Origin of the sequence: Cupriavidus gilardii (assembly GCF_017598945.1) — a bacterium.
Classification (GTDB): Bacteria; Pseudomonadota; Gammaproteobacteria; order Burkholderiales; family Burkholderiaceae; genus Cupriavidus; species Cupriavidus gilardii_E.
In genome coordinates, this window is sequence record NZ_JAGFTW010000021.1 from 39,606 (window position 1) to 65,592 (window position 25,987).

The window sequence follows — 25,987 nt, forward strand, 5'->3', positions numbered from 1 at the left end:
ACGTGGGAGACATAGAAGACATAGAAGACATAGCCGGACATACAAGACATCGCAGGCAGGAAACGGCGCGAATACCCCTTGTCGCGCCGTTTTTCTATGGCTGTCGCGCCACACCGCGGGGCTTGACCGAGCGGCGCTTCGCTCGCATCCTTGCGTTCCTGGGTAGGGCGATCGCCGGCCGTCCCCGTCTTGGCGCTCCATCGGCAGCGCGCCGGACACGGTCTCAAAAAGATTCCTGATGACGCTGCCGGCCCACTTCCACTAGAATGGCGCCCGATTGTGCATTGCAAAAAAATTCCTCGAACGATGCGGTCGGCCGCGGCATAGTGGGCCTCCCGCTCCGAATCCATGACACAACCCACCACGAGCCATTATTTCGTCGAGACCCCCAGCATGCGCGTGCTGGTACTCGCGGCGATCGGTGTCGTCTTCGGCGACATCGGCACCAGTCCTCTGTATGCATTGAAGGAGTGCTTCAGCGCCGAGCATGGCATTCCGTTCAGTCCCGAAGCCGTGATGGGCGTGATCTCGCTGCTGTTCTGGGCAATGATCCTGGTGGTGTCGATCAAGTACGTGGTGTTCGTGATGCGCGCGGACAACGACGGCGAGGGCGGGGTGCTGGCGCTGATGGCGCTGGCGCTGCGCAGCGCCGCACCACGCTCGCGGCGCGCCAAGGTGCTGATGATGCTGGGCATCTTCGGCGCCTGCATGTTCTACGGCGATGCGGTGATCACGCCGGCCATCTCGGTGCTGTCGGCGGTCGAGGGCATCGAGATCGCGACGCCGGCGCTGTCGCACTACGTCATTCCGATCAGCCTGGCGATCCTGCTGGTGCTGTTCCTGCTGCAGCGGCGCGGCACCTCGTCGGTGGGCAAGCTGTTCGGCCCGATCATGATGGTGTGGTTCCTGTCGCTCGGCGGGCTGGGCATCTACCACCTGATCGAGGCGCCCGCCATTCTTGCCGCGATCAATCCGCTGTACGGCGTGCGCTTCCTGCTCGAGCACACACTGCAGGCCTTCATCGTGCTCGGCGCGGTGTTCCTGGTGCTGACCGGCGCCGAGGCGCTGTACATCGACATGGGCCATTTCGGCCCCAGACCGATCCGCCTGTCGTGGTTCGCCATCGTGATGCCCTGCCTGATGCTGAACTACTTCGGCCAGGGCGCGATGCTGCTGGGCAACCCCAGCGCCGTGCGCAATCCGTTCTACCTGATGGTGCCCGAGCTGCTGCTGATCCCGATGGTGCTGCTGGCCACCTGCGCCGCGGTGATCGCCTCGCAGGCGGTGATTTCGGGGGCGTTCTCGCTGACCAGCCAGGCGATCCAGCTCGGCTTCATCCCGCGCATGCGCATCCGCTACACCTCCGAAGCCGAGATCGGGCAGATCTATCTGCCGGTGATCAACTGGGTGCTGCTGGTGGCGGTCGTGCTGGTGGTGCTGGCCTTCAAGAAGTCGGAGAACCTGGCGGCCGCCTACGGCATCGCGGTGACCACCACGATGGTGATCACCACGCTGCTGTCGATCGTCGTGATGCGCCACGTGTGGAAGTGGCCGCCGGCGGTCGTCGGCGCCGCGGGCGCCGCCTTCCTGGTGATCGACCTGTCGTTCTTGTCGGCCAATCTGCTGAAGGTCGCCGAGGGCGGCTGGTTCCCGCTGCTGCTGGGCAGCGCGGCCTTCTTCCTGTTGATGACCTGGTACGGCGGCCGCAAGCTGCTGCGTGCGCGCAGCCTGGAGGAGGGCATTCCGCTGGAGCCCTTCATGGCCGGTCTGCTGGCCCATCCGCCGCACCGCGTCGAGGGCACCGCGGTCTTCCTGACCGGCAACACGGAATTCGTGCCCGTTTCGCTGCTGCACAACCTGAAGCACAACCGCGTGCTGCATGAGCGCGTGGTGTTCCTGAGCTTCGTCACGCGCGACATCCCCTATGTCGACGACGATCACCGGCTCAGCTGCAAGGATCTCGGCGGCGGCGTCTTCATCCTGAAGTCGGAATACGGCTTCAAGGAGACCCCCGACGTGCACAAGGTGCTCGATCTGTCCAAGCGCAAGCTCAACATGGAATTCGAGCTGATGGAGACGTCCTTCTTCATCGCGCGCGAATCGGTGATCCCGTCGCGCCTGCCCGGCATGCCGATGTGGCGCGAGACGCTGTTCGCGTGGATGCATCAGAACGGCGCGAAGCCTTCCGACTTCTTCCGCATTCCGGCCAACCGGGTGGTGGAGCTGGGGACCAAGGTCGAGATCTGAACGCGGCGCCGGGGCCGACAGGCGCCGCCGATCGAATCGCTGACAAGCCTGCATGCGGCGCTGCCGTTTGCAGGCTTTTTTGTTGTTCCCATGCCCCCGAAAACGACGTTGCGCCATGCGGGCCGCCCATACGGGCGGTCCCGCCGTGGACGGTGCGCAATGCTATGGATTGGCCCGAAAAGCGGACCTGTCCAGCCAGACGGCGTCCGCCCGCGGCAACGCCGACAATTGGCGTTTCCACTGCCATTCCGCGAGCCAGCTGCCCCGCGTCGGCAGCCTCTTCCGGGTCGAATCGAGCGCCATCAACGGCAGCAGCCGGTCGTTGGGATGCAACGCCAGCGTGGCTTCCCATATCCGTTGCCAGGCCGCCGTCATCTCCGTTGCCGTGTGCAGCCGTTCGATATTGTCGGCAAGACTGGCCAGCGGCAACGGCCGATCGAGGCGCGGCAGCGCCTGGATCGCGTGGAATACCTGCTGCCAAAGCCCGCTCTCGACCACCAGCCGCGATAGCAGCGCCAGCAAGTCGATGCGGTCCTGGCGAGGCAAGCGGCCCGCGGCTTCCAGCAGGCGATCCAGCGCCGAATTCACCTGCTCACGGGGCAGGTGAACCATGGCATTCGCCAGGGCCGACAGGGCCGCGCCTTGTTCGTGGACACGCAGTTCAAGCGTCATGGCGAGAATCGCGTCCCATGCGGCGCCGCTGTCGGGCGCCCTGTCCAGTGTCGAGGCGAGTGCCGGCAGCGCCTGATTGCGCTGTTCAGGTTCAAGCGCCTCGGCATGGTCCAGGACCATATTCCACGCCAGCACTCTCGGCTCGCCGGTCACCAGTGCCAGGGGCAGCAGAATGAGACGGAACGGCAGCGCTTGCACGGCGCTGGCGTTGATCAGCGTGATCACGAGATCGATGTTGTGCTCGCCGACGATCCCGTTCTGGACCCGACAAAGCTGCCGCAGGACGATGTAGCGCTCGCCGTCTGACCGCAGACGGGCCATGGCCAGGGTATACAGGACCAGCCAGTAATCCGCCCGCAGTTCCGGTGGGAGTCCGGGAAGTGCGTCAGCCAGCGCCTCCAGCAGCCAGCAATGCAAATCGGGCGGCAGTTCGTTCAGCTTCATGAGCACGTCATCCCAGCCCAGCAGGCAGTCCTCGGGCGGCAGCAGCGGCAGCAGCCGTGCAGCGGCGATATGGCCGAGCGCGGCTGACGATCCCTGGTGGGAGGCGGCGAACTCGATAAAGCGTTCGTAGTGCTGCGTGACGGTCTGCGTATGCATCGCGCGCGTCGGCATGGCGAACGCGAACAGCAATGCCTCGGGCGTATCGGCCGGCAACGCCGCGATGGCGCGGCGCAAGGCATTGTCGGCGTGGCGAAAGGCCGGCGGCGCTTCGAATGTCGGCCGTGCCGCGTCGCGCAGCGTCCAGATCTGTTCCACCTCCAAAGTGGACGCCACCATCGCGGCCAGCCAGTGGTTGACCGGGGGCTCGGCCATTCGCTGCGACGGGAGGTCGCGCAGCAGGACTGACAGGGCATCGACCCGTAGTGACACGGGCAAGCCCATCAGTGCGTCCTGCACACGTCGATACAGCTGTCTGCGCGATTGCATGGCGCCTGACGGGAGCAGGTCGTCGCATGCCAACATCACGAGCGCTACCATGCCGAGCGGTGCGGGCCGTGCCGCCACCGGCAGACGCTCCACCGCGCGGAGCAGCGAACCGGCGGCGGACAGCCACAGCGCGGGCGGCATCCGGCAAATTGATCGGCCCAGCCGGACCAGGACCTCGGACCGCGGCCCCGGCTGCAGGGGATCGCTGTCGCGCAATACCGCATCGAGGTTCGACGGTGTCACCGCACGATCGCTGCGCACCTCGATGCCGTGACAGAAGGCCATCGGTCCCAGCAGGCGACGGCAATGCGGCTCTACGCGCGAAAGCGCGCTGATGTCCCGCGGGCCGAGATATCCGGCCAATTGCATCACGATGGGTTCAGGCAATGCCGCGAAACCCAGTCCGCGAGGCCAGGCGCGCGCCGCCGGGCTGGGGCCGCGCGTCGCCGCCAGGCCGAAATGCCGACGGCCCCATGACAGCCAACGATCCAGCAGTGTCTGGCCGGGCTCTCCGCGCTGTGCATCGGATTGCGGGCGCAAGGGCGAGATGGCGGGCATGCCGTCGCCTGCATCCGAGGCGTGCGGCGACTCCCGCAGGCCGCTGGCAGCGGCCGGTTCGGGATGGTTCGAAATGGGCCGCGCGGGCGCGGACGAGGCAAGACTGCGGGCTGCCTGCATGCGTCGATTCCTCCTGGCAATGGTGCGCGACGTCGGCCGGCTTGCCGCCGTAACGCGTGCCGGAAGTCTCGACCGTACCAGCCGGGGGGATATCGAAAAACCAACGCGGGCTTTGAGATCCCGTTCGGTGGCGGGCGGCACCGGGGCGGCCCTGCGGCCGCTCCGGGTCGCGCCCGTATCTGCTTACCGCTTCAGCTTCGCAAACGCCGCCGCCATTGCGCCGGCAGGTTCGGCTTCGCGCCGGCCGCCGCCCTGGAAGCCGCGGCTCGGGCGGTTGCCGCCGCGCTCCTGCCGCTCGCCGCCGGCGGCGCGATTGCCGCTCTGGCCGGGCTCGTCGTCCAGGCGCATCGACAGGCCGATCCGGTTGCGCTTGACGTCGACCTCCATCACTTTGACCTTGACGATCTGGCCGGCCTTGACGACCTCGTGCGCGTCCTTGACGAACTTGTTCGACAGCGCCGAGATATGGACCAGGCCGTCCTGGTGCACGCCGATATCGACGAAGGCGCCGAAGGCGGCGACGTTGGTCACCACGCCCTCGAGCACCATGCCGGGCTGCAGGTCCTTGATGTCCTCGACGCCGTCCTGGAAGGTGGCGGTCTTGAACTCCGGACGCGGGTCGCGGCCCGGCTTTTCCAGTTCGCCGAGGATGTCGCGCACGGTCGGCACGCCGAAGGTGTCGTCGGTGAACTGCGTCGGCGACAGCCCGCGCAGGGCGTCGCGGTTGCCCATCACCTCGCGCAGATCCTTCTTGATATGGTCGAGAATGCGCTTGACCACCGGGTAGGCCTCCGGGTGGACCGACGAGCGGTCCAGCGGATTGTCGCCGTCGTTGATGCGCAGGAAGCCCGCGGCCTGCTCGAAGGTCTTGTCGCCCAGCCGCGGCACCTTCTTCAGCGCGTCGCGATTGGGGAAGGCGCCGTTGGCGTCGCGGAACTCGACGATATTGCGCGCCAGCACGCTGTTCAGGCCCGACACGCGCGCCAGCAGCGGCACCGAGGCGGTGTTGACGTCGACGCCCACGGCATTCACGCAGTCCTCGACCACCGCATCGAGCGTGCGCGCCAGTTCGCGCTGGTTGACGTCGTGCTGGTACTGGCCGACGCCGATCGACTTCGGATCGATCTTGACCAGTTCGGCCAGCGGGTCCTGCAGCCGGCGCGCGATCGACACGGCGCCGCGCAGCGACACGTCCAGATCGGGGAATTCCTTCGCCGCCAGTTCCGAGGCCGAATAGACCGAGGCGCCGGCCTCGCTGACGACGATCTTGGTCAGCTTCAGTTCGGGCGCCTGGCGCATCAGGTCCTGCACCAGCTTGTCGGTCTCGCGGCTGGCCGTGCCGTTGCCGATCGATACCAGCGACACGCCGTGCTGCTTGGCCAGGCGCGCCAGCGTAGCGAGCGATCCGTTCCAGTCGCGGCGCGGCTCGTGGGGATAGATCGTCGCCGTCTCCAGCAGCTTGCCGGTGGCGTCGACCACCGCGATCTTGCAGCCCGTGCGGATGCCCGGGTCGATGCCCATCACCGCCTTCGGACCGGCCGGGGCGGCCAGCAGCAGCTCATGCAGATTGCGGCCGAAGATCTTGATCGCCTCGCCTTCCGCGCTTTCGCGCAGCTGGGTCAGCAGTTCGGTTTCCAGATGCGGCTGCACCTTGACGCGCCAGCACCAGCGGCAGACATCGCCCAGCCATTTGTCCGCGGGGCGGTTCAGATTCTGGATGCCGACATGGCGCGCGATCATCGCCTCGCAAGGGTGGGGCACCAGCGCGTCCTGTTCCTCGCCCAGGCCCAGCTTGATCATCAGCACGCCGGCATTGCGGCCGCGGAACAGCGCCAGCGCGCGGTGCGACGGGATCGTGCGGATGGTCTCGCTGTAGTTGTAGTAATCGCGGAATTTCTCTTCCTCGGCGGTTTCCTTGCCTTCGACCACCGACGAGGTGACCACGCCGTTGGACCACAGATGCTCGCGCAGCTTGCCCAGCAGCTCCGCAGTCTCGCCGAACTGCTCCGACAGGATGTCGCGTGCGCCGTCCAGCGCGGCCTTGACGTCGGGCACGCCGCCGTCGGCGGTGGGCTTGCCGTTGACGTACTTGGTGGCCTCAGCCTGCGGCTCCAGCGTGGGGTCGGCCAGCAGTGCGTGCGCCAGCGGCTCCAGGCCGCATTCGCGCGCGATCTGGGCGCGGGTGCGGCGCTTTGGCTTGTAGGGCAGGTACAGGTCTTCCAGCGCCTGTTTGGTGACCGCGGCCTCGATCGCGGTGCGCAGCTCGGGGGTCAGCTTGCCCTGTTCCTCGATCGACGCCAGGATCGCGGCACGGCGTTCCTCCATGTCGCGCAGGTACAGCAGCCGTTCCTCGAGCGCGCGCAACTGCGTGTCGTCGAGGTTGCCGGTGACCTCCTTGCGGTAGCGCGCGATGAACGGCACGGTGGCGCCTTCGTCGAGCAGTTCGACGGCCGCCGCCACCTGGCGGGGTTGGACGGACAGCTCGGCCGCGATGAGCGACACGATCTTTTGCGTGACGGAAGCTGGCAGGTTGGACATCGGAAAAACACTCAGTCGAAAGCGGGGCATTTTGCCACAAGCGAAGGGCGCTTCATCCGGCATGCGGCAGGCACGGGGATCGATTCTGAATCGCGCCCCGAACCGGGCCGGCAGGCGGGCGCCCGTGGGCGCGGCCGCATGCCCCGATGGTAGAATCCGCCCCATGAACCTCAAGCCACAACGGGCCGCATTGCCGGCATGTTTTCCGGCCGCCGAGCGCGCGGCAACGACGGCTGCCACCGGGCTGGCCAAGGGCCTGATGCTGGCACTGGCGTGCCTGGCCGTGCCGCTGCCGGCGGCGCTGGCGCAGGGCCCGGCCGCTGCACCGACCGCTGCGCCGACGTCCGCACCGACGTCTGCACCGACGTCTGCACCGGCCGCCGGCTCCGCGGATCTGGCGCCGCCTCGCGACTTCGACGCCGAGCGCAAGGCGGTGTCCGACTCGCGCGCCTGGACGAACTACCGCTTCGCCACTGCCGAGCGCGCCTGCTACGACAAGTTCTTCGTCACCAATTGCATCGAGCGCGCCAAGGAAACCCAGCGCGCCGAGCTGGCGGTGCTGCGCGAGCGGGAGCTCGAGATCGGCGAGGCCGAGCGCGCGTTCAAGGCCGCCAGGCGCGACCGCGAGCAGGCGCTGCGTCAGGCCGAGTACGAGGCCAGCCAGCCGCAGCGCGCCGCCGAGGAGCAGGCCAATCGCGCCGATTTCGAGCGCAAGCAGCAGGAGCAGAAGCTGCGCGACGCGCAGCGGCAGGCCGAGGCGCCCGAGCGCGCCGCCAACGCCGCGGCCTACCAGCAGAAGCAGGCCGACTACGACGCGCGGATGCGCGAGGCGCGCGAGCGCGGTGCCGAACAGGCGCGCCAGCGTGCCGAGAACGCCAAGGCGTACGAAGCGAAGCAGCAGCAGGCGATCCAGCGGCAGCGCGAGGTCGAGGAGCGCCGCGCCAAGGCCAAGGAAAAGCAGGGCAGCGGCGAGTCGCCGCGGCCGTTCGGCTTCTGATGATGGACGTCGCCGGTGGGGGAGGCCAATGGACGATGGACCGCGATCTGAACACCCTCGAACGCCAGATCATCGAGCTGCAGATCGAACACCGCGATCTGGACTATCTGATCGACCGGCTGTCCGGCGAGGCCGGCCACGATGAACTGCATTTGCGCCGGCTGAAAAAGCGCCGGCTGAAGTTGAAGGACGCCATCACGCTGCTGCAGCTGCAGCTCGAACCCGACGTACCCGCCTGATCTCCCGCTCCGCGATCCCGCGGTCCGCCATGCCCGCGCCGCCGGCCATCGCCGGCGGCGCACCGAATTCCTGCCAGCCCCTTGTCCGATTCCGATCTTTCCCATCCCGGCGACGATGCCGCCGGTCCCGCCATTCAGCCGGACGCGGCCGACGCGCGCGCCGCGGCGCTGGCGCGCATCTTCGCGCCGACCGGCACGCTGGCGCAGGCCATCGACGGCTACCGGCCGCGCGACGCGCAGGCGAAGATGGCAACCGCGGTGGCCGATGCGATCGAGGCGCACGATACGGTGATCGTCGAGGCCGGCACGGGCACCGGCAAGACCTTTGCCTATCTGGTGCCCGCGATGCTGTGGGGCGGCAAGGTGATCCTGTCGACCGGGACCAAGAACCTGCAGGACCAGCTGTTCCTGCGCGACATTCCGACCGTGCGCCGCGCGCTCAATGTGCCGGTCTCGGTTGCGCTGCTCAAGGGCCGCGCCAACTACGTCTGCCACTACCACATGGAGCGGGCGCAGATGAATGGGCGGCTGGCGTCCAAGCAGGACGCGGCGTGGCTGCGCGAGATCGCCAACTTCGCCAAGACCACGTCGTCGGGCGACAAGGCCGAACTGGCCAGCGTGCCGGAGAACGCGCCGGTATGGCAGCTGGTGACCTCGACCCGCGACAACTGTCTGGGCACCGAATGCCCGCACCACAAGGAATGCTTCGTGATGCGGGCGCGCAAGGAAGCGCAGCAGGCCGACCTGGTGGTGGTCAACCATCATCTGTTCTTCGCCGACGTGGTGCTGCGCGATACCGGCATGGCCGAGCTGCTGCCGGCCGCGAATACCGTGATCTTCGACGAGGCGCACCAGCTGCCGGAGACCGCGACGCTGTTCTTCGGCGACAGCCTGTCGACGAGCCAGCTGCTGGAGCTGGCGCGCGATACGGTGGCCGAGGGCCTGTCGCATGCGCGCGATGCGGCCGACTGGGTCGGCATCGTCGCGCCGTTCGAGCGTGCCACGCGCGATCTGCGGCTGGCTTTCGGCAAGGACAACGTGCGGCTGGCGCTGGGGCAGATCGAGGCCGACGCGCGCATCGGCGAGCCGTTCTTCGAGACGCTCGATGCGCTGGAGAAGGCGTTGGACGATGTGGTCGCCCTGCTGCAGAGCCAGGCCGAGCGCGCCGAATCGCTGGAGCAGTGCCATCGGCGCGCGCTGGAGCTGGCGCAGCGGCTGGCCGCCTGGCGCGACGACAGCCCGGCGCCGCAGCTTGTGGCCGAGGCGGGCGAGTCCGGTGCCGCGGCCGAGCAGCCGGCGTTGACGGGAACGACAACGCTGCCGGAGTCTGACGTTGCCTCGGAGGGGCCCGCCGGCGATGCGTCGACTTCCGCCGGGATGGCGCCGAACGCCAGGCCGCCCGAAACGGTGCGCTGGGTCGAGGTGTTCTCCCACACCGTGCAGCTGCACCGCACGCCGCTGTCGATCGCACCGATCTTTTCGCGCCAGCGGGCCGGCCATCCGCGCGCGTGGATCTTCACGTCGGCGACGCTGTCGGTCAAAGGCAATTTCGCCCACTATGCCGCCCAGCTGGGACTCGACAAGGACCGCTCGCTGTCGCTGCCCAGTCCCTTCGACTACGGCGAGCAGGGCCTGCTGTACGTGCCGCGCGAGCTGCCGGCGCCGCAGTCGCCGCAGTTCACCGACGCCGTGGTGGCGGCCGCCTTGCCGCTGATCGAAGCGGCCGGCGGGCGCACTTTCCTGCTTTGCACCACGCTGCGCGCGGTGCAGCGCGCCTCCGACCTGCTGTACGAGGCGTTCGCCGAGCGCGGACTGCAGCTGCCGATCCTGGTGCAGGGCCAGGCGAGCCGCACCGAGCTGCTCGACCGCTTCCGCGAGCTGGGCAATGCGGTGCTGGTCGGCAGTCAGAGCTTCTGGGAGGGTGTCGACGTGCGCGGCGAAGCGTTGTCGCTGGTGGTGATCGACAAGCTGCCGTTCGCGCCGCCCGACGATCCGGTGCTGGCCGCGCGCATGGAGGCGTTGCAGAAGAAGGGCCTGAGCCCGTTCGCCGTGCACCAGCTGCCGCACGCGGTGATCACGCTGAAGCAGGGCGCGGGCCGGCTGATTCGCTCGGAAACCGACCGCGGCGTGCTGGTGATCTGCGACACGCGGCTGGTCGAGAAGCCCTATGGGCGGCAGATCTGGCAGAGCCTGCCGCCGTTCAAGCGCACGCGCGAGCGCGATACGGTGATTGCGTTCCTGCAGGGACTGAAGAAGGAATAGGGCGCGCGGACCGCAACGGTATGGCGGCGCCAATGAAAAAGCCCGGTTCGGATTGCCGAACCGGGCTTTTTTTGGGCAGTCGCTTATGCGAGTCGCTGATCGATCAGAACAGCTTCCACCACGGCTTGTCCTTGTCGCGGCGCTCGCCGTACTTGATGAAGTCGCTGTCGGGGAAGTTGGTCTGCATCACGCGCATCGTATCGTCGCGCAGGTCCTTCATGCCCAACGCTTCGTACGAACGGATCATGATGTACAGCGCTTCTTCGTTGGCCGGCGCGCCATCGTAGTCCTTCAGTGCCTGTTGCGCGCGATTGACCGCCGCCAGATAGGCGCCGCGGCGATAGTAGTAGCGCGCCGCGTGGACTTCGTGCTGGGCCAGCGAATTGACGATGTACTGCATCCGCGCGGCGGCATCCGGCGTGTACTTGCTTTCGGGGAAGCGCGTGACGAGCGTATGGAACGCGTCGTACGCCGCCCGCGCCGCCTTCGGATCGCGCTCGCTCAGGTCCTGACCCGAGAAGCGGCCGAGCCAGCCGAGGTTGTCGTTGAAGTTGATCAGCCCCTTCAGGTAGTAGGCGTAATCGACGCTGGGGTGGTTCGGGTGCAGCTGGATGAAGCGGTCGACCGACGCCAGCGCGGCCGCGGTCTCGCCATCCTTGTAGTTGGCGTAGGCCGTATCGATCTGCGCCTGCTGCGCGAAGCGGCCGAACGGATAGCGGCCCTCGAGCTTCTCGTACAGCTTGACCGCGCGCGGATAGTCGCCGCTGTCGAGGGCGTCCTTGGCTTCCGAATATAATTTGTTGGCTGACCAACCCGTGGTTTCGTCGGGTTGTTCCGAGAGCAGGCCGCATGCCGACAGCATGACGCAGCCGCCCGCGAGCAACATCGCTCCAACTCTTGCGCGCCAACTGGCGCGTCTCGTGCTCATCGATTGCATGGGCAACCTATTCCGGATGAAAAAAAGCGTCAAGCATTATAGCCCAAGCCCCTCGGTCGCCAGCCCGCAAGCGGCCCTCGACAGCGAGGCGGACCGCAATACGGCGGTCGAAACCGACCTGGAGGATTTCGACGAGCTGCCCGCGGCCGCACTTGTCGAGGCGGAAAGCGGCGCCGACATGGTGCCAGTGGTGCTGGAAGTCGACAGCGCCGCACACGGAGAACGGCTCGATAAATTATTGGCCCGCCAGCTCAGCGAATTCTCGCGCAGCCGCATCCAGCAGTGGATCGACAGCGGCGCCGTGACCGTCGATGGCGCCGTGCGCCGGCCGCGCGACAGCGTGCAGATGGGGCAACGCATCGAGGTCAGGCCGCAGGCCGCGCCCGAGACGCTGGCCTTCACGGCAGAACCGGTACCGCTGGAGGTCGTCTACGAAGACGCAGCGCTGCTGGTGATCGACAAACCGGCCGGGCTGGTCGTGCATCCCGCCGCCGGCAACTGGAGCGGCACCGTGCTCAACGGGCTGCTGCATCGCGATCCGGCCGCTGCCGCGCTGCCGCGCGCGGGCATCGTCCATCGGCTCGACAAGGAGACTTCGGGGCTGATGGTGGTGGCGCGCTCGCTGACCGCGCAGACCGATCTGGTGCGGCAACTGCAGGCCCGCACGGTCAAGCGGACCTATCTGGCGCTGGTGTGGGGCGAGGCGCCCGACGAAGGCACCATCGATGCGCCGATCGGCCGCGATCCGCGCGAGCGCACCCGCATGGCGATCGTGCATACCGCCAGCGGCAAGCCCTCGCGCACGCATTTCCGCACGCTCGGCGTGGCGCCGCTAGGACGCGGCTGCGTGTCGATGGTGATGTGCCAGCTCGAGACCGGCCGCACCCATCAGATTCGCGTGCATTTCGAATCGATCGGCCATCCGCTGCTGGGCGATCCGGTCTATCACCGCGCCACGCAGCGCGGCCAGCGCCCGGCCATCAAGGCACCGCTGCCGGTGCCGTTCGAACGGCAGGCGCTGCATGCCTATCGCCTCGGGCTGGTGCATCCGGTCAGCGGCAAGGCGATGTCGTGGCGTGCGCCCGCGCCGGACGATCTGCAGGCGCTGATCGATGCGCTCGAGTTCACCACGCTGGAGGAGCGCGACTACGGCGCGGACGACGAGGAGGGCGAAGCGTGGGACGGCGCCATCCTCTATGAGGGCGACGACGATGGTGACGATGACGATGACGATCGCGACGATGCGGGGCGCCGATGACCAACGATGATGCCGGCCGGCTCTCGCCATTGATTCCCGATTGGCCGGCGCCGGCGCAGGTCCGCGCGCTGTCCACGACGCGCAGCGGCGGCGTCAGCCGCGGGCCGTACGGTCTGGCGGACGGCAGCGCGGGCGGGCTCAATCTCGGCACCCATGTCGGCGACGATGCCGATGCGGTCGCGCAGAACCGGCGGCGACTGCGGGCCTGGCTGCCGTCGGCGCCCAGATGGCTCGACCAGGTGCATGGCTGTGCGGTGGTGACGGCCGAGGGTGGCGAGGGTGCCGATGATGGTGATGAAGTCGATGGCTCGGCGAACGACGCACCGCCGCGCGCCGATGCCAGCATCAGCACGGCCCCGGGACAGGTCTGCGCGGTAATGACGGCCGACTGCCTGCCGGTCCTGTTGTGCGATCGTGCCGGCACGGTGGTCGGTGCCGCGCATGCGGGTTGGCGCGGCCTGTGCGAGGGCGTGATCGAGGCCACGCTGGACCGCATGGCCAAACAACGCGCGGACGCCGGATCTTCGCCGCAGTGGCTCGCATGGCTCGGCCCGGCGATCGGGCCCGATGCATTCGAAGTCGGTGCCGAAGTCCGTTCCGCGTTTATCGAGCGGGCTTTGCCGCACGAGCGCGAAGCGGTGGAGCAGGCGTTCCGGTCCGCCGCGGCCGGCAAATACCTGGCGGACCTGTATGCGCTCGCTCGCATCCGGCTCGCACGTGCCGGTTGTGTCGATGTCTACGGCGGCGATGCCTGTACGGTCAGCGATCCGCAGCGCTTCTATTCGTATCGGCGCGATGGCGTGACCGGGCGGATGGCGAGTCTGGTGTGGTTGGCGCCGATGTCGGTGGCACGATAAGCCGCCGAATCGAGGGCAGGGCAGCCCGACGCAAGCTCAGCTGCCCTATTGTCCGAACGACCGGACATTTGCCTCACGGATTGCTGCCAGCCTCCGGCGGTGTCGCGGCCGCGGTCTTGGCCGCCGCCTCGGCCGCCTGTTCTGCCGCGCGCCGCCGCTTGCGGCGTCCCGGCGTGCCAAGAATATAGAGCAGCAGCGCGACGGGCCCGACGCCATACAGCAGGAAGGTGGCGACCGCGGCCACCACCGTGTGTTCGGTGATGGCCATCATCAGCGCGACGTAGAGCCAGCCGATCGCGACGATATACATCGGAATTTCATCCTCCTGGTGGACACTGTCCGGGGCTCGATCGCGGCGCGCGGAGCGCCTTTGAGTCAAGACGTTTCCCGCATTGACAGCGTCGTCGTTGCAAGGCAACAATGCCCCGGACGGCGAGTAACTGCGCGGCCGCAGCGCCCCGCACCACGGCGTGTCGTGGAAAGCGCGCTGGCCGTCATTCGGCAAGCATACCGCACGCGCTCCGTGGCCGGAGGAGCGCGACGCATGCCGGTTCTCCCGGAGCGAATCGCTGAGCGGCGTTCCGGGCCGGCTCACCCATCAGACGGCAGAGAGACACGACATCATGGCGACCGGCAAAGGCGCGGCAGCTTCCGCACAGGAAGAAAAGACCACACCGTTTTCATCGACGCCGGGGCCATTCGATCCAGCAACATGGCTGGAGTGGTCCAGGCAGGCCCAGGCCAATGGCGGCATGCCGTTCGGCATGCCGGGCGCGGATGCCTTCGCGGCGCTGGGCGCCTTGCCTGGCGGTGCATTCGCCGGTGGTGCATTTCCCGGTGGGGCCTTTCCGGGCATCAAGATCGCTCCCGCCCAACTGGCCGACATCCAGCAGCGCTTCATGCAGGGTTTCACCGACCTGTGGCGCGCGATGGCCGCCGGTGATCAGCAGCAGGTGCAACTGAGCGACCGCCGCTTTGCCGGCGATGCCTGGCGCAGTAACGCGCCGTATCGCTATGCCGCGGCCTTCTACCTGCTGACCGCGCGTGCGATGAGCGAGATGGCCGATGCAGTCGAGGCCGATGCCAAGACGCGGCAGCGCATCCGCTTTGCCGTGGCGCAATGGGTCGACGCGATGTCGCCGGCCAATTTCCTTGCCACCAATCCCGAGGCGCAGCGGCGCCTGATCGAGTCGAACGGCGAATCGCTGCGCGCGGGTCTGCGCAACATGCTCGAGGACCTGACGCGCGGCAAGATCTCGCAGACCGACGAGTCCGCCTTCGAGGTCGGGCGCAATGTCGCGATCACCGAGGGCGCGGTGGTCTACGAAAACGAATACTTCCAGCTGCTGCAGTACAAGCCGCTGACCGCCAAGGTGCATGCGCGGCCGCTGCTGATGGTGCCGCCCTGCATCAACAAGTACTACATCCTCGACCTGCAGCCGGAAAGCTCGCTGGTGCGCCATATCGTCGAGCAGGGGCACACGGTGTTCCTGGTGTCGTGGCGCAATCCCGATGCCAGCATGGCGGCGCGTACCTGGGACGACTACATCGAACACGGCGCGATCCGCGCGATCGAGGTCGCGCGCGCGATCAGCGGGCAGGAGCGCATCAACGTGCTCGGCTTCTGCGTCGGCGGCACGATCGTGTCGACTGCGCTGGCGGTGCTGGCCGGACGCGGCGAACGTCCCGCGCAGAGCCTGACGCTGCTGACCACGCTGCTGGACTTCTCCAATACCGGCGTGCTGGACGTCTTCGTCGACGAAGCCCACGTGCAGTTGCGCGAAGCGACGCTGGGCGGCGCGGCCGGCGCGCCGTGCGCCTTGCTGCGCGGCGTCGAGCTGGCCAACACGTTCTCGTTCCTGCGGCCGAACGATCTGGTCTGGAACTATGTGGTCGACAACTATCTGAAGGGCAACACGCCGGTGCCGTTCGACCTGCTGTTCTGGAACGGCGACGCGACCAATCTGCCGGGCCCCTGGTATTGCTGGTATCTGCGCCATACCTATCTGCAGGACGAGCTGAAGGTGCCGGGCAAGCTGACCGTCTGCGGCGTGCCGGTCGACCTGGGCAAGATCGACGTGCCGACCTATGTGTATGGCTCCCGCGAGGACCATATCGTGCCGTGGACCGCGGCGTATGCATCGACGCGGCTGCTGTCCAACGACCTGCGCTTCGTGCTGGGGGCCTCCGGCCATATCGCCGGCGTGATCAACCCGCCGGCGAAGAAGAAGCGCAGCCACTGGCTGAACGACGAATTGCCCGACAACCCGAACGACTGGTTGGCCGGCGCCACCGAGGTGCCGGGCAGCTGGTGGCCGGACTGGTTCGCCTGGCTCGGCAAACATGCCGGCGCGAAAAAGGCGGCGCCGACGCAGTACGGCAGCCGCGACTATCCGGCCATCGAGCCGGCGCCGGGCCGCTACGTCAAGGCAAAGGCTTAGAGAACCGGGGCAACGCGACACGGCAGACAACGTCGGACCGGCAACCGCTCAGGGCGATCGCGCCGATCGACTGCGTCCCGTCTGCGCTTCGCATCGACATCGAACCATCCTGAATCCGCAGTATCCGTATTCCATTGAGAGGACAGAACATGACTGACGTTGTGATCGTATCGGCCGCCCGTACCGCGGTAGGCAAATTCGGCGGGTCGCTGGCAAAGGTGCCGGCACCCGAATTGGGCGCGATCGTCATCCAGGCCGCGCTGGAGCGCGCCGGCGTCAAGCCGGAGCAGGTCAGCGAAGTGATCATGGGTCAGGTGCTGACCGCAGGCTCGGGACAGAACCCGGCGCGCCAGGCCGCGATCAAGGCCGGGCTGCCGCATATGGTCCCGGCGATGACGATCAACAAGGTCTGCGGTTCGGGCCTGAAGGCGGTGATGCTGGCCGCCAACGCGATCGCCTCGGGCGATGCCGAGATCGTCGTGGCCGGCGGTCAGGAGAACATGAGCGCGGCGCCGCACGTGCTGCCCGGTTCGCGCGACGGCTTCCGCATGGGCGACGCCAAGCTGATCGACACGATGATCGTCGACGGCCTGTGGGACGTCTACAACCAGTACCACATGGGCATCACCGCCGAGAACGTCGCCAAGGAATACGGCATCTCGCGCGAGGCGCAGGACGAGTTCGCGGTCAGTTCGCAGAACAAGGCCGAGGCCGCGCAGAAAGCCGGCCGCTTCGACGAGGAAATCGTCCCCGTGATGATTCCGCAGCGCAAGGGCGAACCGCTGGCGTTTGCCACCGACGAGTTCGTGCGCCACGGCGCCACGCTGGAGAGCATCGCGGGCCTGAAGCCGGCCTTCGACAAGTCCGGGACCGTGACCGCGGCCAACGCGTCGGGCATCAACGACGGCGCCGCCGCGGTGGTGGTGATGTCGGCCGCCAAGGCGCGCGAGCTCGGCCTGACGCCGCTCGCGACGATCCGCGCGTTTGCCAATGCCGGCGTCGATCCGAAGGTGATGGGCATGGGCCCGGTGCCGGCTTCGCAGCGCTGCCTGTCGCGCGCCGGCTGGACCGTGCAGGACCTGGACCTGATGGAGATCAACGAGGCCTTCGCCGCGCAGGCGCTGGCGGTGCACAAGCAGATGGGCTGGGACACCGACAAGGTCAATGTCAATGGCGGCGCGATCGCGATCGGCCATCCGATCGGCGCTTCCGGCTGCCGCATTCTGGTGACGCTGCTGCACGAAATGAAGCGCCGCGATGCGAAGAAGGGCCTGGCGTCGCTGTGCATCGGCGGCGGCATGGGGGTGGCGCTCGCCGTCGAACGGTGAGGAGGGGCGGGCCGGCGGGCAGGGTGTGGATGCGGGCGGCATGGCGCCGTCCGCCCGGCGCGCCGGCGTCGATAACAAGAATCTGATCAGGAGTGGATATGACTCAGCGCATTGCATACGTAACGGGCGGCATGGGCGGTATCGGTACCGCGATCTGCCAGCGGCTGTTCAAGGACGGCTTCCGGGTGGTGGCGGGCTGCGGCCCGAATTCGCCGCGCCGCGAGCGCTGGCTGGAACAGCAGAAGGCGCTCGGCTTCGACTTCATTGCCTCCGAGGGCAATGTGGCCGACTGGGATTCCACCAAGGCGGCGTTCGACAAGGTCAAGGCCGAGGTCGGCGAGGTCGATGTGCTGATCAACAATGCGGGCATCACGCGCGACGTGGTGTTCCGCAAGATGACGCGCGCCGACTGGGACGCGGTGATCGATACCAACCTGACCTCGCTGTTCAACGTGACCAAGCAGGTCATCGACGGCATGGCCGATCGCGGCTGGGGCCGGATCGTCAATATCTCGTCGGTCAACGGTCAGAAGGGCCAGTTCGGCCAGACCAACTACTCGACCGCGAAGGCCGGCCTGCATGGCTTCACGATGGCGCTGGCGCAGGAAGTCGCGACCAAGGGCGTGACGGTCAACACGGTCTCCCCGGGCTATATCGCCACCGATATGGTCAAGGCGATCCGCCAGGACGTGCTCGACAAGATCGTCGGCACGATCCCGGTCAAGCGCCTGGGCCAACCGGAGGAGATCGCGTCGATCTGCGCCTGGCTGGCGTCGGACGAATCGGGCTTCGCGACCGGTGCCGACTTCTCGCTGAACGGCGGCCTGCACATGGGCTGACCGGGCCGGGCCGGCACTGTCCGGCCCGACGCCGGGCGCGCCGCGTCTGGGCGGTGCTGCGCTGCGTTGGACGCGCCGCAGCACCGTGCTGGCATGCGTGTGCGCCGCATCCGGACGCATCGCTTCTTCATTCCTTTATCCGGCGATTTCGCGCGTTTGCTTGCGGGTTTTCCTTAGCGCCCGCGCCTTTTCACAGTGCCTTGTTAAGCATAGAATCAGGGCATTAACGCCGCCGGCACCAATTTGGAACATCCAGAAATACGACGCGGATCGCGCCCATCGCCGGCGGATCGGCCCCGCGCCGCAAGCGTTGCCGGATTGCGCACTGCACGGCATGCGGTGCAACAGCGAACGATCGACCGTGCCGCACGAGCACGGGCTGCGGCGTCAGCGCACCGGCAGCGGACTACAAAAGGATAGAGCACCGATGGCCACCACCAAGAAAGGCGCAGAGCGACTGATCAAGAAATATCCCAATCGCCGGCTCTACGACACGCAGACCAGCACCTATATCACCCTGGCCGATGTCAAACAGCTCGTGATGGACAACGAGGAGTTCAAGGTCGTCGATGCCAAGTCGGGTGACGAACTGACGCGCAGCATCCTGCTGCAGATCATCCTCGAGGAAGAAACCGGTGGCGTGCCGATGTTCTCCAGCGCCATGCTGTCGCAGATCATCCGCTTCTACGGCCACGCGATGCAGGGCATGATGGGCACCTACCTGGAGAAGAACATCCAGGCCTTCATCGACATCCAGAACAAGCTGGCCGAGAACTCCAAGGGCCTCTATTCGGGCGAGGCGTTCAGCCCCGACATGTGGTCGCAATTCATGAACATGCAGGCGCCGATGATGCAGGGCATGATGAGCAACTACATCGAGCAGAGCAAGAACCTGTTCGTGCAGATGCAGGAGCAGATGCAGAACCAGGCCAAGAACATGTTCGGCAACTTCCCGTTCAATCAGCCGGACAACAACAAGAAGACCGGCCAGGGCTGAAGCGGCCGCCGGTCGGCAGCGGTAGCGGCGGCGCGCAGCGCGCGCCTGCCGATGCGGTGGTCTCGGGGTAGAATCGCGGTCGTTCCGCCGCCACGGCCGTCTTCGGGATGGCAGGTCGCGGCCCCAGACAGCGCGCGCCGCGTGACGGCGCCGCCCCCACACCGCGAAATCCATGTCGTCTCAGTCGTCCTCTCCGTCCTCGTCCCCCGTCGGCGCCGTTACCGGCACCGCTGCCACCACGCCGAAGGTGGGCTTCGTATCACTCGGCTGTCCGAAAGATCGCAAATGTACTGATCGGTGAGCTGCTACAAGTGACTCAAGGGGGTCGTTCGGCCTTAGAATGAGACGCTTAAGGCTGCTTCCTATCCTTCTGAGGGTGGTCGTCGACAGAATTCCACAGAATTCGGTAGTACTTTCCCCTTGAAGATTCACTTATAAGTTAATATCTTGCGTATAGCTGCCGTTGTCCAAGACACGTGGTCCGTGTATGAGGTGTTGAACGCCCGGGGCGATGGCGTGCTGGAGGGGTTTGTCGGCGACAAGGATGCGGAACGCTGTTTCGCTTTCCTTGGACATGCTGCGCAGCACGGGCCGGAGGCCTATGCTGAAAACCGCACGCATCATGTGAGTGACGACCCGAAGATTTGGCAGTTTGATGTCACCGGCACGCTTCGATTGCTGTATTTCTATGATGCGGGCAAGGTGATTGTGCTGTCGAAGCTGTTTTACAAGGCTGGTGGCAAGTCTGGGAAGACTCCTAAAACCCTCATCAAAGCGGCCCAACAGATGTTCGCTGAGTATGAGGCAGCCAAGAAGAACGGTACCCTTGAGTATGACGAAGGAGAGGAAGATGAAGATTAGCAGCCGCTACAAGGAAGCATTCCAGCGGGCACGGCAATCTCATGAGTACTGGACCGAGCGCGCGCTACTTGAACTGTCGCGACAGCTCGTTGAGCAAATGAAGAAATCGGGGCTGACGCAAAAGGCGCTCGCTGAGCGACTGGATAAGAAGCCTTCTTTCCTTAGTCGCCTCTTCGGCGGCAATCACAATGTAACTATTGCGACCGCATCGGAAGTCGCCCATGCGCTTCAGATGCATCTTGAGATCAAGTTGGAGCCCCACTCGGCTGCGTCGCGGAAACCTTCGTTTAGCGTAACCGAGCTTGGCGACGCCTGCGTGCCTCGGGAAGGCGTTGTGGTTCACAGCCGCCGACTGAAGCTCGTCAAGGGTGCAAACGACAGCGTTACCTATAAAGCAGCAGCATGAACAGAGAAGCTCTAGAGAAGGTACTCCCACATCTGCATATTCAGACTGCCTACCCCACGAAGGTTGAGGCGACTGTAGCCTCGTGGTTTGATCGTCGCCAAGCGCTGAGTAGCTTCACTCGTGTGAACTGGACGACGGGAGACATTTCCGTAGCGGAGATCGTGTTTCCTCGGGAGACGGAGGGCGAAGACGAAAGGGCAGCAAACTTCATGAAATTCCTCGTATGCACTCGCACTCGGATCGTGAAGCGCGAGGGTCAGGCCATCCCAGCTGATACCGAGGACCTCAATGACGATGACGTGGTTCTTGACTTGAAGGTCGACTTCGCCGTTGAGTATGCAGTTGCAAACGCAAATCCTGATGAGCTTCCGCAAGAGGGTGTCGAGGAGTTCGCTGCCCACAACATGCCTTATCATCTGTGGCCCTACTATCGACAGTTCGCGCAGGACATGGCATTGAGGTTTCAGGTTCCGATACCGGCCATACCATCGTATCGGGTGCCTAAGAGCCACCAGCCCACATCAACGAAGTAAAAAAACCCCCGGTTGTTTTGGAGGTTTTTCTATGCGCGAGGCATCCCGCGCTCGGCGCCCGGGAAGGTAGTGTCGGACAGTCGACACACGACTCAGGGCGCCTTCAAGATGGCCCGGTGCTCTCCGAGAAGACGAGCCCTGTTGGAAGGATGCTGTCATGAATCTCCTGACATGCTTGACCCGGATGGAGATGAATTCCATGCTCAACCCTTTGCTAGGCGTTTGATCACAGCTTCATGCCTTTGGATGACTATTCCGGCATGGCCGGAGATCACGCGCTTGCTCGCGGGGTTCACGGTCAGGGTGTGCCTGTCGGGAAGCCGCCCGACAGACGATTCGATCGCCCAAGGCGCACCAACGTTTGCGCGTACGTTCTCTGGAGAAATGCGTGGCCAACCGTTTCGTAGCGGTCGCCGGCCCACCAAGCGCGGTAGAATATCGCCCGGCTTCGTGTCACTGGGGACTGTGTGCCTCATGCGCATCAAATAGAACAGAGTCCCGTGAAAGATCCCTTGAATTCAAGCACTGAACAGAATTCGATCCCCAAGATCGGCATGGTTTCCCTGGGCTGCCCCAAGGCCCTCGTCGATTCCGAACAGATCATTACCCAGCTGCGTGCCGAGGGGTATGCCATCAGCGGCACCTATGACGGCGCCGACCTGGTAGTGGTCAATACCTGCGGCTTTATCGACGAGGCCGTGCAGGAGAGCCTGGACGCGATCGGCGAAGCGCTGACCGAGAACGGCAAGGTGATCGTCACCGGCTGCCTCGGCGCCAAGAAGGACGCCGGCGGCAACGACATCGTCACCAGCGTGCATCCGAAGGTGCTGGCCGTTACCGGCCCGCATGCGCTCGGCGAGGTGATGCAGGCCGTGCACACGCACCTGCCGAAGCCGCACGATCCCTTCATCGATCTGGTGCCGCCCGCCGGCATCAAGCTGACCCCCAAGCACTACGCCTATCTGAAGATTTCCGAGGGCTGCAATCACCGCTGCTCGTTCTGCATCATTCCGTCGATGCGCGGCGACCTGGTGTCGCGTCCGGTGGCCGAGGTGATGCTCGAAGCCGAGAACCTGTTCAAGTCCGGCGTCAAGGAACTGCTGGTGATTTCGCAGGACACCAGCGCCTACGGCGTGGACGTCAAGTACCGCACCGGCTTCTGGAACGGCCGTCCGCTGAAGACCCGCATGACCGAGCTGGTCGGTGCGCTGGGCGAGCTGGCCCGCGAGTACGGCGCCTGGGTGCGTCTGCACTATGTCTATCCGTATCCGCATGTCGACGAGATCATCCCGCTGATGAACGACGGCCACGTGCTGCCGTATCTGGACGTGCCGCTGCAGCATGCGCACCCGGACGTGCTCAAGCGCATGAAACGTCCGGCGAACGCCGAGAAGACCATGGAGCGGATTCGCGCGTGGCGCGAGATCTGTCCGGACCTGACCATCCGCAGCACCTTCATCGCTGGCTTCCCGGGCGAGACCGAGGCCGAATTCCAGACGCTGCTCGATTTCATCGCCGAGGCAGAGCTCGATCGCGTCGGCTGCTTCGCCTATTCGCCGGTCGAGGGCGCAACGGCCAACGACTTGCCCGGCGCGCTGCCGGACGAAGTACGAGAGGAGCGCCGTGCGCGCTTCATGGAAGTTGCCGAGGCAGTGTCCGCTCGCCGCCTGGAGCGCAAGGTGGGCCAGACGCTGCGCGTACTGGTCGACGAGGTCAACCAGGATGGCGGCATCGGCCGCTCGGCCGCCGATGCGCCCGAGATCGACGGACTGGTCTATATCGATCCGCCCGCCAAGCCGTATCAGCGTTACAAGACCGGCGAGTTCGTTTCGGTGCGAATCACCGGCGCCGACGGCCACGACCTCTGGGGCGAGGCGGTCGCGTAACGCATGCGGCATGCCAGCCGACGGCGTGATCGCCGCGCCAACATTAGGTAAAAGTACGATCGTTCGGAAAATGAACCGCAGGGCTATACTTTGCGGTGCAACATTACCCAATGGAGACAGACATGACCCGTGAAGTGGTGGTGGTCAGCGGCGTACGGACCCCGATCGGAACCTTCGGCGGCAGCCTGAAAGACCTGTCGCCGACCGAGCTCGGCGCGATGGTGGTGCGCGAGGCGATGACCCGAGCTGGCGTGCAGGGCGGCGAAGTCGGCCACGTCGTGTTCGGCAATGTGATTCAGACCGAGCCGCGCGACATGTATCTGGCGCGCGTGGCGGCGGTCGACGGCGGCGTATCGATCGACGCGCCGGCCCTGACGGTCAACCGGCTGTGCGGCTCGGGCCTGCAGGCCATCGTCAGCGCGGCGCAGACCGTGATGCTGGGCGATGCCGATGTCGCCATCGGCGGCGGCGCCGAAAGCATGAGCCGCGCGCCGTATCTGGCCCCGGCGGCCCGCTGGGGCGCGCGCATGGGCGACGCAAAGCTGCTCGACATGATGCTGGGCGCGCTGCACGACCCCTTCCATTCGATCCACATGGGCGTGACGGCCGAGAACGTTGCGCGCGAATACGACATCACCCGCGCGCAGCAGGACGAAGCCGCGCTGGAATCGCATCGCCGCGCCTCGGCCGCGATCCGCGAAGGGCGCTTCAAGGAGCAGATCCTTCCGGTCACGCTGAAGTCGCGCAAGGGCGACGTCGTCTTCGACACCGACGAGCACGTGCGCCACGACGCCAAGGCCGAGGACATGGCCAAGCTCAAGCCGGTCTTCGTCAAGGAGAACGGCACCGTGACGGCCGGCAATGCGTCGGGCCTGAACGACGGCGCGGCCGCGGTCGTGCTGATGGAGCGCAGCGTCGCCGAGCGGCGCGGCCTGAAGCCGCTGGCGCGGCTGGTCTCGTACGGCCATGCCGGCGTCGATCCGAAGACCATGGGCATCGGCCCGGTGCCGGCCACGCGCAAGGCGCTGGAGCGCGCCGGCCTGTCGGTCGCCGATCTTGACGTGATCGAGGCCAACGAGGCCTTCGCCGCGCAGGCGTGCGCGGTCAACAAGGCGCTGGGGCTCGATCCGCAGAAGGTCAATCCGAACGGTTCGGGCATCTCGCTGGGCCACCCGATCGGTGCCACCGGCGCGCTGATCACGGTCAAGGCGCTGTACGAGCTGCAGCGGGTGCAGGGCCGCTATGCGCTGGTGACGATGTGCATCGGCGGCGGCCAGGGCATCGCCGCGATTTTCGAGCGGATCTGACGATGCGGCGGCAGCGCGGAGCAGGCTTCGTTTCATCGATCGGTGCGGTGGCGGCCCTCGTAGCCGCGCTGGCCTGGTCCGCGCCGGCCGCCGCCGCCGGCGACACGGTGTTGTCGACCGCCTCGCCGCCAGGTGCCAACAACGGCAAGGGCAGCGGCAAGGCGCCGACGACGCAACGCCCGCGCGAAGCGGCACGTGGCATGCCGGCGGTACCGGCCTCGCCGCCGCCCCAGCCTTATCCTTCCGGCGCGCAAATGCCCGTCTATGTCGGCCCCGACGGCGTGGTCGCGGTGCCGTCGATCGACATGACACCCAACAGCGGCGTGGTCTACGCGCCGCCGCCGCCGCGCTCGTCGATCATCGAAGACCGCAAGCGTTAAGCGGGCATGGTCACGTAAGACCATGGCGCGGCGATCGTCGTCATGGCGGCGGCGCCGTCATTGCTGGTAAGCTCGGAGACTCTATCCGCACTCGCCAGACAAGGAATCCGCCGTGTCCGACCGTCCCCAGACCGATACGCACGCCGCGTCCCCCAACGACCACGATACCGGTGCAACGCCCGACTGCTACGTGCAGACGCTGGCGGTGCAGCCCCCTCTGCAGGTTCCCCCCGGTTTCGCCTCCTTCTCTCCGCCGACCCAGCGCGGCTCCACCGTGGTGTTTCGCAATCTCGCCGAGCTGCGCGCGCATGGCGACGGCGCGACGACCTACTGGCGCTACGGCATCCATGCGACGCCGACCAGCGAGGCGCTGTGCCAGCATCTGGCGATGCTCGAGGGCGCCAGCCACGCCTTGCTGCTGCCCTCGGGACTGGGCGCCATTTCGCTGGTCTATTTCGCGCTGCTGAAGGCGGGCGACGATGTGCTGGTGCCCTACAACGTCTACGGTCCCAATCGCGAGCACGGCGAATGGCTGGCGCGCGATTTCGGCATCACGGTGCGGCCCTACGATCCGATGCTCGGCGCCGGTATCGCCGAACTGATCCGGCCCAATACGCGGCTGATCTGGATGGAGGCGCCGGGCTCCGTGACGATGGAAGTGCCGGACAGCGAAGCCATCGTCGCCGCCGCCAAGGCCCGCGGCGTGCTGACTGCGATCGACAACACCTGGTCGGCCGGTATCTATTTCCGGCCCTTCGACAAGGGCATCGACCTGTCGGTGCAGGCGCTGACCAAGTACCAGTCGGGTGGCAGCGACGTGCTGATGGGCGCGGTACTGTGCAGCGACGAGACGCTCTACCAGCGCATCAAGCGCGTGCGCATGCTGATGGGTTGGGGCGTGTCGGCCGACGACTGCTATCTGGTGCTGCGCTCGCTGCCCAGCATGCCGGTGCGGCTCGCCGCCCACGACCGCGCCGCGCGCGAAGTCGCCGAGTGGCTGGCGCAGCGGCCCGAGGTCGCCAAAGTCTTGCATCCAGCCTTGCCGGACTGTCCCGGCCACGCCTTCTGGCGCCGCGATTTCTCCGGCGCCAGCGGCCTGTTCTCGGTGGTGCTGCGCGCGCGCTATCCCCGGGCTCAGGTCGATGCCTTCGTCGAAGCGTTGCGTCTGTTCGCGATCGGCTGGTCATGGGGCGGGGCGCACAGCCTGGCCGTGCCATACCACGTGCCGACCATGCGCCCGGCGGGCAGCTGGCCGCCCGCCGGCTGGCAGGATGCGGGCGAGCTGGTGCGGCTGTATATCGGGCTGGAGGATACGCGCGATCTGATCGCGGATCTGAAGGCGGCGATGGAAGCGAAGCTGGTCGGTTGAGCGGGCCTTGTCCCATTGCGGGGCC

Annotated in this window: 21 protein-coding genes; 17 read left to right on the forward strand and 4 right to left on the reverse strand. The window is 66.4% G+C overall.

Translation table 11 applies throughout. The features are described 5' to 3' along the window. The first annotated feature begins 348 nt into the window (after positions 1–348). Positions 349–2,247, forward strand: coding sequence for a potassium transporter Kup (locus tag J5T34_RS08990; protein WP_208579454.1), 1,899 nt, complete (start codon positions 349–351; stop codon positions 2,245–2,247). 162 nt (positions 2,248–2,409) lie between these two features. Here J5T34_RS08990 and J5T34_RS08995 read toward each other — a convergent pair whose 3' ends face one another. Continuing rightward, positions 2,410–4,527 carry a hypothetical protein gene (locus J5T34_RS08995; RefSeq protein ID WP_208579455.1) on the reverse strand — a complete coding sequence of 706 codons (2,118 nt, stop codon included), beginning with the start codon at positions 4,525–4,527 and terminating at the stop codon, positions 2,410–2,412. Positions 4,528–4,710: 183 nt separating this feature from the next. After that, a complete protein-coding gene (locus J5T34_RS09000; protein ID WP_208579456.1) occupies positions 4,711–7,065 on the reverse strand; it encodes a Tex family protein in 2,355 nt (784 codons plus the stop codon). 163 nt (positions 7,066–7,228) lie between these two features. On the opposite strand from J5T34_RS09000, the gene J5T34_RS09005 reads away from it, so the two are divergent. From J5T34_RS09005 to J5T34_RS09015, 3 genes are all read left to right on the forward strand, one after another. Continuing rightward, the gene (locus J5T34_RS09005; protein WP_208579457.1) at positions 7,229–8,062 is read left to right on the forward strand and encodes a hypothetical protein; all 834 of its coding nucleotides are present in this window, start codon (positions 7,229–7,231) and stop codon (positions 8,060–8,062) included. A gap of 35 nt (positions 8,063–8,097) precedes the next feature. Beyond that, a complete protein-coding gene (locus J5T34_RS09010) occupies positions 8,098–8,301 on the forward strand; it encodes a DUF465 domain-containing protein (protein WP_208579481.1) in 204 nt (67 codons plus the stop codon). An 81-nt stretch (positions 8,302–8,382) separates the two neighbouring features. After that, entirely contained in the window at positions 8,383–10,563 is a 2,181-nt protein-coding gene (locus tag J5T34_RS09015; RefSeq protein ID WP_244258781.1) for an ATP-dependent DNA helicase, read from the forward strand. A gap of 103 nt (positions 10,564–10,666) precedes the next feature. On the opposite strand, the gene J5T34_RS09020 is transcribed toward J5T34_RS09015, so the two are convergent. Beyond that, positions 10,667–11,500: an outer membrane protein assembly factor BamD gene (locus J5T34_RS09020; protein WP_208579458.1), complete on the reverse strand. Its 834-nt coding sequence runs from the start codon at positions 11,498–11,500 to the stop codon at positions 10,667–10,669. A gap of 16 nt (positions 11,501–11,516) precedes the next feature. Here J5T34_RS09020 and J5T34_RS09025 point away from each other — a divergent pair, with 16 nt between their 5' ends. Beyond that, the gene (locus J5T34_RS09025; RefSeq protein ID WP_208579483.1) at positions 11,517–12,758 is read left to right on the forward strand and encodes an RluA family pseudouridine synthase; all 1,242 of its coding nucleotides are present in this window, start codon (positions 11,517–11,519) and stop codon (positions 12,756–12,758) included. After that, on the forward strand, positions 12,755–13,615 hold the full coding sequence (gene pgeF, locus J5T34_RS09030) for a peptidoglycan editing factor PgeF (protein ID WP_208579459.1): 861 nt from the start codon (positions 12,755–12,757) through the stop codon (positions 13,613–13,615). Before J5T34_RS09025 ends, pgeF begins: the two co-directional genes overlap by 4 nt. A gap of 73 nt (positions 13,616–13,688) precedes the next feature. Here pgeF and J5T34_RS09035 read toward each other — a convergent pair whose 3' ends face one another. Further along, positions 13,689–13,925, reverse strand: a complete 237-nt coding sequence (locus tag J5T34_RS09035) for a hypothetical protein (RefSeq protein WP_208579460.1) — start codon at positions 13,923–13,925, stop codon at positions 13,689–13,691. Positions 13,926–14,238: 313 nt separating this feature from the next. On the opposite strand from J5T34_RS09035, the gene phaC reads away from it, so the two are divergent. The 11 genes from phaC (at position 14,239) to J5T34_RS09090 (ending at position 25,962) form a co-directional block, all read left to right on the forward strand. Then, positions 14,239–16,056: a class I poly(R)-hydroxyalkanoic acid synthase gene (gene phaC, locus J5T34_RS09040; protein ID WP_208579461.1), complete on the forward strand. Its 1,818-nt coding sequence runs from the start codon at positions 14,239–14,241 to the stop codon at positions 16,054–16,056. A gap of 149 nt (positions 16,057–16,205) precedes the next feature. Further along, complete coding sequence (locus J5T34_RS09045) at positions 16,206–17,384, forward strand: acetyl-CoA C-acetyltransferase (RefSeq protein ID WP_208579462.1); 1,179 nt, start codon at positions 16,206–16,208, stop codon at positions 17,382–17,384. Positions 17,385–17,482: 98 nt separating this feature from the next. Further along, complete coding sequence (locus tag J5T34_RS09050; protein WP_208579463.1) at positions 17,483–18,223, forward strand: 3-ketoacyl-ACP reductase; 741 nt, start codon at positions 17,483–17,485, stop codon at positions 18,221–18,223. 427 nt (positions 18,224–18,650) lie between these two features. Next, positions 18,651–19,220 carry a polyhydroxyalkanoate synthesis repressor PhaR gene (gene phaR, locus J5T34_RS09055; RefSeq protein WP_023264416.1) on the forward strand — a complete coding sequence of 190 codons (570 nt, stop codon included), beginning with the start codon at positions 18,651–18,653 and terminating at the stop codon, positions 19,218–19,220. Between the two features lie 483 nt (positions 19,221–19,703). After that, complete coding sequence (locus tag J5T34_RS09060) at positions 19,704–20,081, forward strand: type II toxin-antitoxin system RelE/ParE family toxin (RefSeq protein ID WP_347880642.1); 378 nt, start codon at positions 19,704–19,706, stop codon at positions 20,079–20,081. After that, positions 20,071–20,487: a helix-turn-helix domain-containing protein gene (locus tag J5T34_RS09065; protein ID WP_208579465.1), complete on the forward strand. Its 417-nt coding sequence runs from the start codon at positions 20,071–20,073 to the stop codon at positions 20,485–20,487. The genes J5T34_RS09060 and J5T34_RS09065 overlap by 11 nt, the downstream gene beginning before the upstream one ends. Then, positions 20,484–21,020 (forward strand): hypothetical protein, encoded by a 537-nt coding sequence (locus J5T34_RS09070; RefSeq protein ID WP_208579466.1) that lies wholly within the window; start codon positions 20,484–20,486, stop codon positions 21,018–21,020. The genes J5T34_RS09065 and J5T34_RS09070 overlap by 4 nt, the downstream gene beginning before the upstream one ends. 554 nt (positions 21,021–21,574) lie before the next feature. Continuing rightward, entirely contained in the window at positions 21,575–22,906 is a 1,332-nt protein-coding gene (rimO, locus tag J5T34_RS09075) for a 30S ribosomal protein S12 methylthiotransferase RimO (protein WP_432207643.1), read from the forward strand. A 122-nt stretch (positions 22,907–23,028) separates the two neighbouring features. Beyond that, entirely contained in the window at positions 23,029–24,213 is a 1,185-nt protein-coding gene (gene bktB, locus J5T34_RS09080) for a beta-ketothiolase BktB (protein ID WP_208579468.1), read from the forward strand. A gap of 47 nt (positions 24,214–24,260) precedes the next feature. Then, positions 24,261–24,593 carry a hypothetical protein gene (locus J5T34_RS09085; protein ID WP_208579469.1) on the forward strand — a complete coding sequence of 111 codons (333 nt, stop codon included), beginning with the start codon at positions 24,261–24,263 and terminating at the stop codon, positions 24,591–24,593. Between the two features lie 112 nt (positions 24,594–24,705). After that, entirely contained in the window at positions 24,706–25,962 is a 1,257-nt protein-coding gene (locus J5T34_RS09090) for a cystathionine beta-lyase (protein WP_347880643.1), read from the forward strand. Positions 25,963–25,987 lie beyond the last annotated feature (25 nt).